Raw genomic sequence first — 15573 nt, 5'->3', positions numbered from 1 at the left:
CAAGACCTGATGACGGTCGAAGCATTGCAGTGCCCGGCTCAAGCAATGGGCCCGGGTCAATCAATGAAAGCGAGCAGCCATCATGAGCAGCACAGCAGGCCCCGAAGACCGCATGCCCCGACGCGCACGCGAGGACGGCGGACCCCTTGGACGGGACGCCCGGATCCACGACGCCCGCCAGGACGGCGCGACGGCCGCACATCCGGTGACGGCCGATGATCAAGCGGAACGCCGCGCCGCGGCGCGCTCCGAGGACCGGGCTGAAGTCCGCGCCGAAGACCGGGCCGAACACCATGCGGAGCACCGTGCTGACGCCCCTGCAGACGCCCGCGCGGAGCGCTCAGACGACACCCGCGCTTTGCCCGCTGCGCCACTCGCCGGTGCAGCCGCCGCGGGCACCGCAGGCCGTGACGGCAGGGTGATCCACGGGACCCGCGATGACCGCCACGTCCACGACGACGTTATCGAAGAGGTCCCCACCCGCCAGACCGTGGTGGCCCGCGAGAAGGAGCAGTACGGGGGCATCAAGATCGGCTCCGCCTTCTTCGGCTGGCTCGCCGCCACCGGCATGGCCGTGCTGTTGACTGCCTTGGTCGCCGCCGCCGGCACCGCCGTCGGCCTCGCCACCAACACCAACGTCAACGACGCCGTCAACCAGGCCTCGAAGAGCCAAAGCGTCGGGATCGCGGGCATCATAGCTCTGCTCGTAATCCTCTTCGTGTCCTACTACTGCGGCGGCTACGTGGCAGGCCGGATGGCCCGTTTCAACGGCGCCCGCCAGGGCCTGATGGTGTGGATCTGGGCGTTGATCGCGGCAATCGTCGTCGCCGTCCTGGCCCTGACCGCCGGCCAGCAGTACAACGTCCTGGCGAACCTGAACAGCTTCCCGCGGATCCCGGTCAACGAAGGCGACCTCACCACCGCGGGCATCATCGCGGCGGTTGTCGTGGCGGTCGTGGCCCTCATCGGCGCCATGCTGGGCGGCCTCGCGGGCATGCACTTCCACCGCAAGGTGGACCGCGCGGGCTTCACTCCGGTGGAGACCGTCGAGGAACGTTAGGCGGGCGTGAGGCCGTCGACGTAGTACCAGCGGCGGTCCTCACGCCGGAAACGGCTGGTTTCATGCTGGACCCGGCGTTCGCCGTCGTGCCGAAAATAGGCCTTGAACTCGACGGTACCCTCAATGTCCAGCGGTCCGCCGCGCACCGTCGAGACGATGTCCAGGCGCCGCCACTGCACGTCCGGATCCAACTCCAGCGTGGCGGGCCGGGTGCCCGGATACCAGGTGCGCAGCAGGTAGCCAGCGTCCAGCACCACGAACGCGCTGTAGCGGGCACGCATGAGCTGCTCCGCGGTGGGCGCCGCCGCCTCGCCGCGATGGAAGCGGCCGCAGCAGTCGACGTACTGCTCGCCGGAAAGGCATGGGCAATTGCCCGCGTAAGGGGTCCCCTCGGGCCCGGAACTGGCTGCCTGCCGGTGCGTCACTGTTTGTCCTTCCAGGGGGCGTTCCGCCGAGTCCTTCCGGGGAGTCTTTCCGGGGAATCCTTTCGGGGGTCACTCCGGCCCGGCGCGTCCGGCCCGGGCTGCTTCCGACTATAGACGCCGGCAGCGCGACGCTCCGGGCGCGGGACTCCTGCGCCCGCCCGGGGGCGAAGGTATCAGCTTGGACACATCCTGCTGCCGTGGCCCGGTTCCTCGCGTGTCCGGCCAAAAATGTCCGTATGGTTAAGCGGGGCTGGTGCCCGGCGAGATGATTGCGGCACGGACCTCACTGCAGGCTGGATTGGAGAGGCGAAGTGGAAGACCCGACAACGATCGCCATGAACCTGACCTTTTTCGGCACCCTCGCCGCCGGCCTTGTGTTGTTCCTCGGGGTTTTCGCCGCTTTTGTCATCACTCTGCTGCTGGCCGGCGTCGGACGGCTGCTGGCCATGGCCGCCACCGCCCTGTTCCAGGACCGCGCGTCCGACCGCGGCACAGCCCGCGACAAGACCGCGAAGCCGGCCACGTCCGCCGGAACGGCGCGGTCCGCCGGAGCGGCGCGGCCCGCCAAACCGGCCCGCAATGCACCCCAGCTCTCCCCCGACTGGGCCGCCGCCGTCGCACGCGCCGACGAACGCGCCAGCGCTCGGGCCAGGGCGGAAGCCGCGCCGGAAGTCAGGGTGTCCGTCCGCGAACTGCCCAGCCCGAAGGCGCCGGCCCGCGAGATCAAGGAAGTCGGGCCCTTGGTCGAGTCCGCGACCGACCGCAACGGCAATCTCACGTCCGCGCCGCGCGCCTTCGCGAAGCCACAGCTTCCGGCGAGCCCGGTTCTGGACACCGGTTCGCTCACCACGCTCAAGCACCAGCCGGGGCAGCAGGTCCAGCCGCGGGACCAGCAGCGCAAGGCCAGCTAAGCCCTTACCCCGGACGGTCATCTGGGCTACGTTGGAACCCATGGAATTCAGATACCTCGGGCACAGCGGCTTCAAAATTTCGGAAATCACCTTCGGCAACTGGCTCACCCACGGCTCGCAGGTGGAGAACGACGTCGCCACCCAGTGCGTGCGGGCGGCGCTTGACGCCGGCATCAGCAGCTTCGACACGGCGGACGTCTACGCCAACACGGCGGCCGAGACGGTCCTCGGTGAGGCGCTGAAGGACGAGCGGCGCGAGTCGCTGGAAATCTTCACCAAGGTCTTCGGACCCACCGGACCCAAGGGCCACAACGACCTTGGGCTCTCCCGCAAACACATCATGGAATCCATCAACGGCTCCCTGTCCCGGTTGCAGACGGACTACGTTGACCTCTACCAGGCGCACCGCTACGACTTCGAGACGCCGCTGGAAGAGACCATGCAGGCGTTCGCCGACATCGTGCGGCAAGGCAAGGCGTTGTACATCGGCGTCAGTGAGTGGACGGCGAACCAGATCCGCGACGGCCACGCCCTCGCCAAGGACCTCGGCTTCCAGCTGATCTCCAACCAGCCCCAGTACTCCATGCTGTGGCGGGTCATCGAGGCCGAGGTGGTTCCGACCTCGGAGGAGCTCGGACTCTCCCAGATCGTCTGGTCACCGATGGCCCAAGGCGTGCTCAGCGGCAAGTACCACCCTGGCAAAGCCGCTCCCCAGGGAAGCCGCGCCACCGACGCCAAGGGGGGCGCCCGGATGATCGAGCGCTGGATGTCCGATGAGGTCCTTACCGGAGTGCAGCAGCTCAAGCCGATCGCGGAGGAGGCCGGGCTGACCATGGCCCAGCTGAGTCTCGCATGGGTGCTGCAAAACAAGAATGTGGCCTCGGCCATCATGGGAGCCTCCCGCCCGGAGCAGATTGCCGGCAACGTGGCCGCAGCCGGTGTGAAGTTGGACCCGGCGATCATGGACAAGATCGACGCCGCCATCGGTTCCCTCGCCGAACGCGACCCGGCACAGACCAAGTCTCCCGCCTCCCGCGAGGCCTAGCCATGGCGAAGCTGCCGGAACTCGCCGTCACCGGATCCACCGGACAGCTCGGTGGCCAGCTGGCACGCCTGCTGGCGGCCGCGGGCGGCGCCCAGCGGCTGCTGGTTCGCGACACCGGCCGCGCCCCGGACCTCGAGGGCGCCGTTCCCGTGGCGGTCAGCTACGCCGACGCGGCACAGGCCCGTGAGTCGCTGGCCGGGGTGAAAACCTTGTTTATGGTCTCCGCCGCCGAGGCTGAGGACCGCCTGCAACAGCACTACACCTTCGTCGACGCCGCCGCCGAAGCCGGGGTGCAGCATATTGTCTACACCTCGTTCTTCGGTGCCGCGCCTGAGTGCACGTTTACGCTGGGGCGGGACCACTATGCCACCGAGGAACGGATCAAGGCCTCAGGGATGGACTACACCATCCTGCGGGACAACTTCTATCTGGACTTCCTCCCGTTGTTGGCCGGCGAGGACGGCGTGATCCGCGGCCCCGCCGGGGATGGCGTCATGGCGGCCGTCGCCCGGGCCGACATCGCACGCTCCGCCCTGACGGTGCTGGGCGACCCTGCACTCCACGTGGGCCGGAGCTATGACCTGACCGGCCCGGAAGACATTTCCCTGGCCGCGGCCGCGGAGCTGCTGACCGCCGGGACCGGCCGCACCGTCACCTACCGGAACGAGACCCTTGAGGAGGCTTACGCCTCCCGGGAACAATACGGCGCGCCGCCGTGGCAAGTGGACGCCTGGGTCAGCACCTACACCGCCATCGCCGCCGGCGAACTGGCCGGCCCGACGTCGGCCGTCCACGAGCTCACCGGCCGGGAACCGCGGGGACTTGCGGACTTCCTGGCCGGGGCCCACACCATCTAGGCGGCGGCTGCGGGGCTGGCCCAGTATTGACGGCTTCCGGGGCGCGGCGTAGACCTGAAGACGGTGACACCGGTCCAAAACCGGGCTGGTCCGGAACAGAATCGCAGTCCAATGACCGAACAACTGCCCAAGCAACTGTCCCTGCACACCCCGGCCGGCCCGACTGGTCTTACCGCGAACCGGCCGACACCGAAGCCGGCGCCGCACCCCGGTGAGCCCAGCCACGGACCGCTCACGGCCGAAGAGTTGCAGCTGGCCGTTCGGAATCATTCGATGCCGCTCGAGGCCTTGCGAAACGACGTGACACCGCCGGGACTGCACTATCTCCTCGACCACTTCGATATCCCGGCCACCGACGGGGAGTCCTGGCATCTGAGGTTGGGCGGGGCAGTGCGGCAGTCGCTGGAACTGAACCTCCGGGCGCTCCGCCGGGCGCCGAGCATCAGCGTCCCGGTCACGCTGGAGTGCGCCGGCAACGGCCGCTCCCTGCTGAAGCCGCGGCCGTTGAGCCAGCCTTGGACGCTGGAGGGTGTCGGTACCGCCGTCTGGACCGGGGTCCCACTGGCTTACCTGCTAACCCGGGCCGGCGTGGACGACGACGCCGTGGAGGTCTCGTTCACCGGGGCCGACGCCGGGATCCAGGGCGGGCTGCTCCAGCAGTATGCGCGCAGCCTGCCGATCGACCAGGCGCTGCGCCCCGACGTCGTGCTGGCGTACCGGATGAACGGCACCGAACTGCCACCGCAACACGGCTACCCGCTGCGGCTCGTGGTGCCCGGCTGGTACGGGATGGCGAGCGTCAAGTGGCTCTCCTCGATCAAGGTATTGACCAAGCCGTTCGATGGTTTCCAACAGTCCGTCGCGTACCGCTACCAGCAGGACGCGGACGACGCCGGCACCCCGGTCACCTGGATGAAGGTGCGTTCGTTGATGGTCCCGCCGGGGGTCCCGGACTTTTTCAGCCGGAACCGCTTCCTGCCCGCAGGGCCCGTGATGCTTACGGGCCGGGCTTGGTCCGGCCAGGGCGACGTCCTGCGGGTCGAGGTTGGGATCGACGGCAAATGGGTGCCGGCGCAATTGGACCATCCGGCAGCTCCGTTCGCCTGGTCCGCCTGGTCGACGCCGTGGGTGGCGGACCCGGGGCAGCACGAACTGTCCTGCCGGGCCACGGACGCCAGCGGCGCCACCCAGCCGCTTGAACCTGTCTGGAACTACCAGGGCATGGGCAACAACGTGGTGCAACGGATCCAGGTCACCGTGGAAGAGGCGGCCTAGGCGTGAGGGGTCAGCCCGGTACCGCGGGGGCTTCAGCGGCCGCGCCGCAGGTGCTCGGCATTCAGTGCGTCGAGTTGTTCGTCGGTCAGGTCATCGAAGCCGCGGGCCTCGCGCTTGTCACTGCGGGAAAACCGCATGAACATCAGGATGATCAGCGGCAGGTCGACAATCTCGCAGATGAACCACAGGAGGTCTCCCGCCAATTGCTGGTCACGCAGTGGATCCGGAAACCAGGCCAGGGTCGACTGCCGGGTGGTGATGTGGTCGAGGACCTGGCCGTTCAGCCGCAACAGGATGCCGGGCACGGCGTCGACCAGTAACTCAATGAAGACGAACAAGATCTCGAGGGTGATGAACGCGCTGGACCGGTGGAAGTCCGCTTCTTCGATGATCGGGAGCGCCATCAGCAGGCCCAGCACCGGTATCCCGACGGTCAGGAGCGCCTCGGCCAACGGATTCGTGCGCAGGGTGTAGAACGCCGGGGTCAGAAACGTGGAAAAGAGCGCCAGCCCCAGCAACGGCGCCACCATGGAGTTGCTCACGAGCCGGACGAGGCGGTTGGAGAGCACGCCGTCCAGCCGTGCGGTGCCCGACGGCGAAAGCGCTGCACGGGCCAGGGACAGCGGCTTCCCCAGGCCGATCAGGAGGGGGACCACGAAGAGCATCAGCGTTATTTTCAGGGTGAACGCCCAACGCAGCTGGGCGCTGTAGACGCCGGTGAAACCGCAGGTGAGAACCGTCAGGGCGCCCAGGCCGAGGACGTAGAAGGCCAAGGTCCGCCAGAGTGGCCAACGGCGCCCCTTGGCAGCCACGGACTTGAGCGCGAGTCCGTACAGCACACCGGAGGCCACGATGACCGCCAGCGCGGTCCAATCGAATTGCCAGGCGGTAAGAACGGCGTCAAGAGGCGGCATCGGCCTAGGATAGCCGCTCTTGCTTGGAGCACGCCCGGAACGTCATGGCCCGGCACGTCACTCCGCGGGCCGTCCCGGTGCAGCCGGGGGCTCCGGTGACGCCTGCTCGATGAGGGCGGCGATGTGCTCAAGAAGGTAGTGCTGCCCGGCCACCGTCGGGTGGTCGCCGTCCGGGCCGATCAACTCTTCGACGTCGTCGCTGATCCAGCTTTCCGCAATCGGATCGACAAATTCGGCGCCGGCCCCCTGCGCCGCGGACTTGAGCTGTCCGCGGATGTCCAGCAGCCCCGGATCAGGATCGCCGGAATACGACGGCGGACCGACGACGATGATCTTCGCGGCCGGCGCGAGGGCCTCAGCGTGCGTGATCGCTGCCGAGGCGGCAGCGCCGACGTCGCTCGTGGCGTAGCCGAGGTCGTTTTCTGAGCCGAAAAAGACGACGACGCCGGTCCCCGCGGTGACGAACTGGTTCACCTGGGTCCCGAACGTGCCGTCTGAATCCCCGGGCCTGACATAGCCGCTGCCGTTCTCCGCAGCGTTGACCACCTGCACTCCGGCGAAGACCGGGTCGGCCCGGAGCAGGGCCGGCCAGGCCTGCGCCGGCGAGGTGCCGTGTCCGGTGCTCAGCGAGTCCCCGACAACCACAACCCGCGCCGACGGAGCTGCCGTAACCGCCGGCTGCTGCGCGCTGGCCGCCGCCATGGGCACCAGGCAAAGCAACACCCCCGCCTCGGCAAGCCGGCGGTGGCGCACTCGGAGCGACGCGCTGGTCCGCATGGTTCCGCCTCCTGCCGCGGATTGGCGGGCGCCGGTTCGGCACCCTTATCAAGCCATTGTCCCCCCTTGGATGTTTCATCGGTATTGCCCGGAGCTGACCGGCAGCCGGAAAAGCTCAGTAATCCACGATTGCGCCGCTGGAGATGTTGATGGTGGCGTCGGTGATGGCGCCGGCTTTTTCCGAGGCGATGAAGCTCGCCACGTTGCCGACGTCCGCCAAGGTAGCGGTGCGGTTCAGGTGGGCGGTCTGTGCGATCTCCTTCACGATTTCTTCCCGGCCCTCCGCTTGCCAGGGGATGGTCTCGATGATGCCGCCGGAGACCATCGTGACGACGCGCACGCCGAATTTCCCCAGCTCCAGTGCCCACTGCCGTCGCTGGCCCTCCATCGCATCCAGCGCGACTTTGAAACCGCCGAGCCCCGGCAGCGTCTGCGGGCCGGAGCCGCCGAACATCAACACGACGCCGGACTTTTGTTTGACCATGTAGCCGGCCGCGGCCCGGGTGGTCAGAAAGTGGGTGCGGGCGGCCAGCGTGATCGGCTGGGTAAAGTCGTTCGCATCGATTTCCATCAGCGGCTGCTGGATGTCGCCAAAGGAAATGACGTTGACGGAAATGTCGATCCGCTTGGTCTTCTTGGCCACCGCGTCGACAAACGCGTCCACTTGCTCCTCATCCAGGGCGTCGACGACAGCGATTTCCGCCCGGCCGCCGTCCTGCCGGATGTCCCGGGCGACCTTTTCCAGGCGCGATTCAGTCCGGCCGGCGAGATGAACAGTGGCGCCCTCCGCGGCGAAGGCCCGTGATACCGCTCCGCCGATCGCACCGCCGGCCCCGTAGACCAGCGCAGTCTTGCCCTGCAGCAGGCCGCCAGCCGGCATCTGGTTAGTAAGCATCGATCCCTGCCTCCCGCCGCGGGTGGTGAATTCCCTCAACTATGTTCTCGCCAGGGTTCGGTGGCAAGGGGAAGTCAGCCCACGCGCCGGGTCAGGGTTGAGGCGGTGCCTGCTCCGGGGGAACTGACGCGGAGGGACCGCCGATGCCGTAGAAGCCCGGCGGCTGATCCTGCGGACCTACGGCGGGGCCCGGCTGGCCGTAGGCGGGGGCGATAGGCGGCCCCGCCGTCGTAACCGGCTCGCGGTCTCCGGGGTCAGTCGGCCCCATGTCCAGGTGGAACGGCGGATATTCATCCCGCATCAGCGCCACATACGTGATGACGCGGTAGATCCAGCGGTTCAGGCCCAGCAGCAGGTCGAACAGACCGCGCCAGTACTGGCCGGTGAAGAGCAGGATCACACCGGCGATGAGCACCAGCAGCCCGATCAGGGAGATGCCGGCGTTCTGCTGAACCCACTGCCCGTCGACCCGGTAACCGTCGGCGCCCCAGCCGCGCGTGGTCCCGGTGAGGATGCCGACAATCAGCAGGTGCGGGATGGCCAGCAGCCAGGACTTCACCAGCACCAGTCCGTGGGAGAGCTTTTCCGGGTAGTCGACGTCGAAATCCGCCGGATAGCCGGTGCGGGCGAGTGTGAACGGCGGGTACTGGTCCGTCCCGAGGGCCGAGTAGGAATAGAAGGCCACCCGCCAGTTCCAGCGGATCACGCCCACATTGAAGTTGAACAGCGAGCGCGGATAGCGGCCGGTGAACAGGATCGCGAACCCGGCCACGATGGTGGTGACCACGAAAGCGAACCACAGAAAGAACAGCACAATGAAGTGCGGGATGGCCAGGAACCACTTGACCAGCCAGAGCCAGCGGGACAGTTGCGGGTCCAGATAGCCGCTGAGCCGCGCCGGATAGACGTAGCCGCCGGGCGGGGCGGCTGCGGCCAGGGAACCGGCCGCGGCCGGAGCCTGTGCGTACGGCTGCCCCGGAGCCGGGGTCCCTGCCTGGGGTTGCCCGGGATGCGGTTGCTGCCCGGGTCCCTCCGGCGGGCCGCCGCGGCCCAGCCCGGCCGCACCAGCCACGATCAGCGGCACGCCGACGGCCAACAGCACAACGCCGCCGATCAGCAGCCCGAGGAACACCGGCCACAGCAGGTCGGAGCGGGCGCCGCCGCGCAGATCCACGGAGACCGGGCTGCTCGCATCCGCGTTCATGATCACCACAGCCCAGTTCCCGGAGCGCAGGTCCCATTTGAGTTCCTGGGTGCCGGGACCGGCCGCTGACGCCGTCCAGAATTTCTGGTCGGCTGGCCGGGCGGGCGGTTTCGTGCCGGCAACGTCACGGTATTGAACCCGGAAGGGCGAAAAGCGGACCTCGGTGAGCTCGGAGTGCTTGACGTCGCTGAGGTACGTCGCGACGTCAGCCTGCGGTGCGATGCCGATGAAGATCTGCTGCGCGGAGTCGGCGGCCGACCCCCGCAGCAACACGCTGCCCGCCATCGCGGCCGGGTCCACGCCGGAGGGACCGGCGTCGATCATGACGTTTAGCCGCGGCGACGTCAGGGCGTAAGAGTCCACGGTGTAGCGCTCGGACGGTGTGGTGAAGAATCCGCCGTCGCGCTGCTGATAGTTGGCCCAGCCGGTGAAGCCGGCCCCGGCCAGGAGTCCCAGGCCCAGCAACGCAGCGAGCGTGCCGAGCACCAGCATAACTATCCGGCCCGGTCTCATGGCCGACCCGACGCCCCCTGCGGCGGTGTCTCCCGCGGTCCCGCCTGGTCGGTCTTCACGCGCTGATGACCACTTTCAGGGCCTTCGTTTCCGCGGCGCGGGCAAAGGTGTCGTAAGCGTCCAGGAACTGGTCGAAAGTGAAATGGTGGGTCGCGAACTTCTCGGCCGGCACCTTGTTCTGGGCCACCAGCTTGAGCAGCATCGGGGTGGTGTTGGCGTTGACCAAGCCCATGCTGATGTTGATGTTTTGGATCCATAGGTCTTCGACGTGCAGTTCCACCGACTTGCCGTGCACTCCCACGTTGGCCACGTTGCCGCCGGGGCGGACAATCTGGGTACACATGCTGAAGGTGGCCGGGATGCCGACCGCCTCGATGGCCACGTCAACGCCCTGCCCGTCGGTGAGGGCCAGGACCTGGTCCTTCCAGTCGGCATCGCCGGAGAGCACGACGTCGGTAGCGCCGAACTCGCGGGATTTCTCCAGCCGGTTGGCGTCAAGGTCGATGGCGATGATGGTGGCTGCGCCGTAAAGGCCGGCGGTGGCGATGGCGGCCAGACCGACCGGGCCCGCACCGACCACGGCCACAGTGTCGCCGGGCTTGACCCGCCCGTACTGCACGCCGATCTCAAACCCGGTGGGGAGGATGTCGGACAGCATGACTGCCCGCTCGTCGCTGACGCCTTCAGGCAGCAGGTGGAGCGAGTTTTCGGCGTAGGGGACGCGGACATATTCGGCCTGGGTGCCGTCAATCAGGTGGCCGAAGACCCAGCCGATTCCCGATTGGCCTTCGTCGCCCATGCAGTGCGAATAGAGGCCAGTCTTGCAGTTCGCGCAGTGTCCGCAGGATTTGATGCAGGAAATGATGACCCGGTCGCCGACTTTGAGACCGGTCACGGAGGATCCTGTTTCGGTGATGGTTCCCACGCCTTCGTGGCCGAGAATCCGGCCCGTGGTGACGGCGGGGACGTCACCCTTGAGGATGTGGAGGTCGGTGCCGCAGATGGTGGTGGTGTCCACCTTGACGATCACGTCAGTGGGGTTCTGGATCTTCGGATCAGGGACATCCGTCCAGGACTTCTGGCCCGGACCGCCGTATACGAGGGCTTTCATGCAAGTTCCTTTGCTCTTAGGATGACCGGCGGATCGACAATCCGCAGGCGGCACGGGGTGACCGAGGAGTCGATGCCGGACGAAACGATGGCCCGGCGGGCATGCTCGCGGAGTTCCTCGAAGGCCGCCTCGGTGACCCGGGCGTGGGCGAGATCCACGACGAGCTCGTAGCCGGCGAGTTTAGTGGCGACGCGGCGGCAGACGACATACAGGGCACGGATGTTCTCGGTCGTGACGACGCCGCGCACCTCCACCCGGGCGCACTCTCCGATGGGGTCGATCCGGATGACAACTTTGATACGCGGATCGCCGTGGGAGGGGTGCGCGTGGTACGACCGGGCACGGCTGGCGTGGTTCAGATGGCGCAAGTTGCTCATACGGCATCAGAACTCGGGTGTGGTTCTGGCCAGCCGCGCTGCAAGTGCGACAGAGGTTGAGTTTGTGGACGGTGTGCTGCGAACAAGAATCGAATGCTCATGGTGGCCTGTGTCCTGCCTTTCCTACCCAAGCTGGAAAGTGCAACAGCCTTTTCCCCACTCCAGGTCCTAGCGAGACCGATACTTCGAGCGGAACGGTTCATCCCCCAATTACCGTGCAGGAACCGCCCCAACTCCAGAATGGCTTCGCCGCCATTGACAGGCAAGGGGGCTTAAGTCCCTTGCCCCCGGCGTGGGCGCGCAGGTCCGGGAGCCGTGAGGAGGCAGTGACCGGTGGGGTGGTAGTTGCTGGCTGCTAATCGTGCTTCTAGCCTGTCCCTATGCCGAAAAACGCCCCTCCCCCCGCCCGCCGGGACGTCGCGCTCGCCTCGGTCCGACAACCCGGCCAAAATATGCTTTGTGACATTTTCATTACGGACGGCGTCGTTGCACGGATTGTGCCGGCGGGTTCAGAAGCCGGTCCGGCGCTGCGCGGTGCAGAGGTGGTGGACCTCGGTGGCCGCTTCGTGATTCCGGGGCTGTGGGACGAGCATGTCCACATGACGCAGTGGGCCCTGGCCGCCGACCGAATCGATGTGTCCGGCGCCGCCTCCGCCCTGGAGGCCGCCGCCGTCGTGCGCTCTCAGCTGGGGAGCCAGCGCGCTGACGGTCCGACGCTCGTGGCAGTGGGATTCCGGGACGCCGTCTGGGGAGACATGCCCAGTCTTGAACTGCTCGACGGCGCCACCGGCGGCGTCGCGACGGCGCTGGTCAGCCACGATCTGCACTGTGTGTGGCTCAATAGCGCGGCTGCCGCGCGCTACGGCGTCCCCGTGGGCGCTGACGGCCTGCTCCGCGAGGATCCGGCGTTTGAACTGACCCGGGAACTGGGGCGGCTGCCCGACGACGCGGTCGACGCCCTGGTCAGCGGCGCTGGACGGGCAGCCGCCGCACGCGGCGTCGTCGGAATCGTGGACTTTGAAATGGTCTGGAACCGGGACCCCTGGCTGCGCCGAATCGTGGCGGGCTTCGACTCCGTCCGGGTGGACGCCGGGGTTTACCCCCAGGATCTGGACCGGGCCGCCGGGGAGGGCCTGCGGACCGGCCAACTGGTGCCCGGGAGCGGTGGACTTCTGCGGGTAGGGCCGTTGAAGGTGCTGATCGACGGGTCCCTGAACACGCGCACGGCGTTTTGCGTCGACCCCTACCCGAACGGCGGACACGGGCTGCTGACAGTGGGCGAGGCGGAACTGCTGGAGCTGCTGCTGCGGGCCCGCGAAACCGGGTTCGTCCCGGCGGTGCACGCAATCGGCGACGGCGCCAACGAAGTGGCGCTGAACGCGTTCGCGGCAGCCGGGATTGCGGGCAGGGTCGAGCATGCCCAGTTTGTCCGGCAGCAGGACTTTGCCCGGTTCGGCGGACTGGGCCTCACGGCCAGCGTGCAGCCCGCCCATGCACTCGATGACCGCGACGCCGCCGACTCCAATTGGCCGGGCCGGACGGAGCGGGCGTTCCCGCTGCGCTCCCTGCTCGACGCCGGAGCCACGCTGGCGCTTGGCTCCGACGCGCCGGTGGCGCCGTTGGAACCCTGGACCGCGATGTCCGCCGCCACCACCCGGGCGCGCGGGGACGGGCGCGCGCCGTGGCACCCGGAACAGGTGCTTACCCGGCAGGAGGCGCTGGCGGCGTCGTCGCGAGGGCGGCGCCGGATTCGCGTCGGCGACCCGGCCGACGTCGTCGTGCTCGACGCCGACCCGCTGGCTGTTTCGGACGCCGAGTTTGCCGCGATGCCGGTGGCCGCGACGCTGCTGGCAGGACGGTTCACGCACGGGGCCGGGATCTAGCGTTAAGGGTTTACCCGCCTGTCCTGTCAGTTGCCTTTGACCCGGGCCTGGACCAAGTTGGCGAACGGCAACCGGCCGTACTCCTCCACGAACGCGGCGTGATACCCGGCTTCGGCCAGAGTGAGCTGGTCAACCGGCAGCTCTTTCCAGGCGATGACCAGCTTCTTCGCGCCGGCCAGCTGCCAGACCAGCCGGCCGTCCCAGTGGCCCGGCGGCTTGCCCGCGCCAAAGTCAACGAACTCCTGGATCTGCCGGCGAAGCCCGCGGTTACCCTTGCTCCCGGGCCCGGCCTTGCCCAGGTACACGACGTCGGCGCCGTCGACCCATTCGTCGTCGAGCACATCCGCCTTCAGGGTGGGGTCCTTCTTCTTGAACACGCCCGCGGTGCTTTTGGCGAGGAAATGCGGCCGGAGGTTTAGGGGTCCCGGGCTCTCGGGCCGCAGCACCGCGAAGATCCCGGGCTTCTGCGGAATCCGGTTGATGTCCAGCTCCGCGAGCGGCCGGAACCCGGTGAACCCGTCCTGTTTCAGTGACTGTCGGTTGATCGGCATGGGTTCCTTGGCTCTGGAGTCGTTCCTGCGAAGCCGACGAATTTGCGGCTTCCTCAATTGTCGGTGGTCACGAGGACACTTTAAGTGTGGACGACAAGCAGGGGGTCCGGAGCGGCTTCCAAACCAGCGCTGCAGGCCCGGACCGCCGTGACCTTCGATCGGCTCCAGCGCCGTGAACAGGCCGACGCCGGGGTCCCCGCAGAGCAGTTAGGCGCGGGTATCGGGGCGCAGCTCGATGTAGGGAACGAGAGCGGCGTCCCGCGGACGCCGTCGGGCTCTTTATCCGAGCGGCACCTGCACGGGCTTGAACCTAAATGGGCCGCCACAAGCGGGCCCGTAAGGGTGCTCCCCGGTCGATTCCGATTCGATCGGCAGGACGCGGGAGACGCGGGCGCCCGACGTGCTGGTCGCCTCCACGGAGACGGACGTGACGCTAGCGGGCGGGGTCAGGTACGGCGCCGACTGCGGCACCAGCCATTTTCCGTCCGGTCCCGCCGTCACCGGCTGAGGGGTGCAGCCGTCCCCGAAGCAGGCAGCCACGGACGTCGGCTGCGTGGGGAAGACAAGCTCTACCGGGCCCACATACGTGTAGCCGACAGCCGGGCACGCCACCGGCACTCCCGGAATGTGCCCCGACAACAACGGCACTGCCAGCAGGGCGGCGAGCGCAGCCACGGCGAGCATGATGATCCCCCGAGGCTTCATGATGCGAGCCTAACCCCAGAATCCGCGGGAGTCTCGTCCCAGTCACGGCCAGCCGGCCAACCGGCAAAGGGATCGGACCACCGGACCTACTGCATGCAGAACCTGCAGGTACCTTCGCGATCTCGCTACGAGACGGCTCGGACATTTGCATGTCCAGAACGACCCGGCTTCATCAGTGGTTACCTGCAGGCGCGTTTTAAGCGTACGCCGGCCCAGAGGCCCCTGCCTAGTGGTCCAAGGGTCCCGCGACGGCCCGCAAAACGTCCCCCGGCGCGAAAGCGTAGAGTGGAGCGAGACGCCTGATTCTGGACGCCGAGTGCTGAGGGAGAAATCGTGACGATTGACTGGGACGAAAAAAAGGCTCTGCTGCAGGAACCTAACATCGCGGCCGTGACGCAACTTTGCGACGAACTGATGGAGAAGAAGCCAGGGTCCGTGGTCCCCTACATCGACCCCGTCCATGATGAGGACGAGTGCCGGATCGTCACTCTCCACATCGCCCCAGGCAAGGGCACCGAATCGGGGTTCGTGTCCCATTTCAACGACGATGAAGCCGCCCGCCGCGCCACCTCCATCTACGAGGCCGTCGAGCTTGACCCGCGTTACGTGATGCCGTGGAACGCCTACCCTTGGGTTCGTGACCCCGAGCTGCCCTCCGCCCTGAACGTCCAGGAAAAAACCGACGGACTGCGGCCCTTCCGCCAGTTCATGAAGATCAACAAGCGCACCTCCGCGGTCATCGCGCACGGGGCCGACGCCCACGCCTTTCTGACGCTCTTCGAAAAGACCTACCACTCTTCGCTCAAAAACCGCGGCGTGAAGATCTACAAGGCCACCTCCCTCGGCGGCCGCGCCTTTGCCGTCTCGCCGGCCAAGCAGGAGGAACTCCTGGCCAAGAACGTTGCAGTCTACAAGGACGCCATGCAGCGGGCCGGGATCCAGCACCTCTAGGGGACCCACGACTTCGCCGCCGGCGGCCGCCTGGTGCCGTCGCCCTTGGGCACAACGGCCCTGCCCAACCCGGCCTTCCGCCGCCATGCTGGGAGGGCCCGCTGGATGACGGCGGCCCG

The 15573-nt window shown here is 67.6% G+C and carries 16 protein-coding genes; 7 read left to right on the top strand and 9 right to left on the bottom strand.

What is annotated here, in order from left to right; all coding sequences use genetic code 11:
- Window positions 1–82 precede the first annotated feature (82 nt).
- Window positions 83–1060, top strand: a complete 978-nt coding sequence (locus AC1DGI_RS04720; RefSeq protein WP_476897945.1) for a TIGR04086 family membrane protein — start codon at window positions 83–85, stop codon at window positions 1058–1060.
- Here the strand turns inward: AC1DGI_RS04720 and AC1DGI_RS04715 are convergent.
- Window positions 1057–1485 carry a YchJ family protein gene (locus tag AC1DGI_RS04715; protein WP_441400374.1) on the bottom strand — a complete coding sequence of 143 codons (429 nt, stop codon included), beginning with the start codon at window positions 1483–1485 and terminating at the stop codon, window positions 1057–1059. The genes AC1DGI_RS04720 and AC1DGI_RS04715 overlap by 4 nt on opposite strands.
- A 311-nt stretch (window positions 1486–1796) precedes the next feature.
- Here AC1DGI_RS04715 and AC1DGI_RS04710 point away from each other — a divergent pair, with 311 nt between their 5' ends.
- From AC1DGI_RS04710 to AC1DGI_RS04695, 4 genes are all read left to right on the top strand, one after another.
- Window positions 1797–2396 carry a hypothetical protein gene (locus tag AC1DGI_RS04710; protein WP_476897944.1) on the top strand — a complete coding sequence of 200 codons (600 nt, stop codon included), beginning with the start codon at window positions 1797–1799 and terminating at the stop codon, window positions 2394–2396.
- A 40-nt stretch (window positions 2397–2436) separates the two neighbouring features.
- Window positions 2437–3441 (top strand): aldo/keto reductase family protein, encoded by a 1005-nt coding sequence (locus AC1DGI_RS04705; RefSeq protein WP_441400428.1) that lies wholly within the window; start codon window positions 2437–2439, stop codon window positions 3439–3441.
- Window positions 3442–3443: 2 nt separating this feature from the next.
- Entirely contained in the window at window positions 3444–4298 is an 855-nt protein-coding gene (locus tag AC1DGI_RS04700; RefSeq protein ID WP_476897943.1) for an SDR family oxidoreductase, read from the top strand.
- A 111-nt stretch (window positions 4299–4409) separates the two neighbouring features.
- Entirely contained in the window at window positions 4410–5573 is a 1164-nt protein-coding gene (locus AC1DGI_RS04695) for a sulfite oxidase (protein ID WP_476897942.1), read from the top strand.
- Window positions 5574–5605: 32 nt separating this feature from the next.
- On the opposite strand, the gene AC1DGI_RS04690 is transcribed toward AC1DGI_RS04695, so the two are convergent.
- The 6 genes from AC1DGI_RS04690 to AC1DGI_RS04665 form a co-directional block, all read right to left on the bottom strand.
- A complete protein-coding gene (locus AC1DGI_RS04690; RefSeq protein ID WP_476897941.1) occupies window positions 5606–6487 on the bottom strand; it encodes a cytochrome c oxidase assembly protein in 882 nt (293 codons plus the stop codon).
- 57 nt (window positions 6488–6544) lie between these two features.
- Window positions 6545–7264 (bottom strand): SGNH/GDSL hydrolase family protein, encoded by a 720-nt coding sequence (locus AC1DGI_RS04685; RefSeq protein ID WP_476897940.1) that lies wholly within the window; start codon window positions 7262–7264, stop codon window positions 6545–6547.
- 115 nt (window positions 7265–7379) lie between these two features.
- On the bottom strand, window positions 7380–8159 hold the full coding sequence (locus AC1DGI_RS04680) for an SDR family NAD(P)-dependent oxidoreductase (RefSeq protein WP_476897939.1): 780 nt from the start codon (window positions 8157–8159) through the stop codon (window positions 7380–7382).
- A 91-nt stretch (window positions 8160–8250) separates the two neighbouring features.
- A complete protein-coding gene (locus AC1DGI_RS04675; protein ID WP_476897938.1) occupies window positions 8251–9855 on the bottom strand; it encodes a DUF4389 domain-containing protein in 1605 nt (534 codons plus the stop codon).
- A gap of 76 nt (window positions 9856–9931) precedes the next feature.
- Window positions 9932–10987, bottom strand: a complete 1056-nt coding sequence (locus tag AC1DGI_RS04670) for a zinc-dependent alcohol dehydrogenase family protein (RefSeq protein WP_441400415.1) — start codon at window positions 10985–10987, stop codon at window positions 9932–9934.
- Window positions 10984–11364, bottom strand: a complete 381-nt coding sequence (locus AC1DGI_RS04665) for a hypothetical protein (RefSeq protein ID WP_441400413.1) — start codon at window positions 11362–11364, stop codon at window positions 10984–10986. Before AC1DGI_RS04665 ends, AC1DGI_RS04670 begins: the two co-directional genes overlap by 4 nt.
- A gap of 380 nt (window positions 11365–11744) precedes the next feature.
- Between AC1DGI_RS04665 and AC1DGI_RS04660 the strand changes: the two genes are divergently transcribed.
- The gene (locus AC1DGI_RS04660) at window positions 11745–13247 is read left to right on the top strand and encodes an amidohydrolase (RefSeq protein ID WP_476897937.1); all 1503 of its coding nucleotides are present in this window, start codon (window positions 11745–11747) and stop codon (window positions 13245–13247) included.
- A 26-nt stretch (window positions 13248–13273) separates the two neighbouring features.
- Here the strand turns inward: AC1DGI_RS04660 and AC1DGI_RS04655 are convergent, their stop codons facing one another.
- Together AC1DGI_RS04655 and AC1DGI_RS04650 are read right to left on the bottom strand one after the other, a co-directional pair.
- Window positions 13274–13798, bottom strand: a complete 525-nt coding sequence (locus tag AC1DGI_RS04655) for a hypothetical protein (protein ID WP_441403001.1) — start codon at window positions 13796–13798, stop codon at window positions 13274–13276.
- A 279-nt stretch (window positions 13799–14077) separates the two neighbouring features.
- A complete protein-coding gene (locus tag AC1DGI_RS04650) occupies window positions 14078–14503 on the bottom strand; it encodes a hypothetical protein (protein ID WP_476897936.1) in 426 nt (141 codons plus the stop codon).
- A 333-nt stretch (window positions 14504–14836) separates the two neighbouring features.
- Here AC1DGI_RS04650 and AC1DGI_RS04645 point away from each other — a divergent pair, with 333 nt between their 5' ends.
- On the top strand, window positions 14837–15454 hold the full coding sequence (locus tag AC1DGI_RS04645; RefSeq protein ID WP_476897935.1) for a uracil-DNA glycosylase family protein: 618 nt from the start codon (window positions 14837–14839) through the stop codon (window positions 15452–15454).
- Window positions 15455–15573 lie beyond the last annotated feature (119 nt).

Source organism: Arthrobacter sp. 05N428_2, assembly GCF_056397065.1.
Note: the sequence above shows the minus strand (reverse complement) of the source record. Positions and strands in the feature narration are given on the sequence as shown.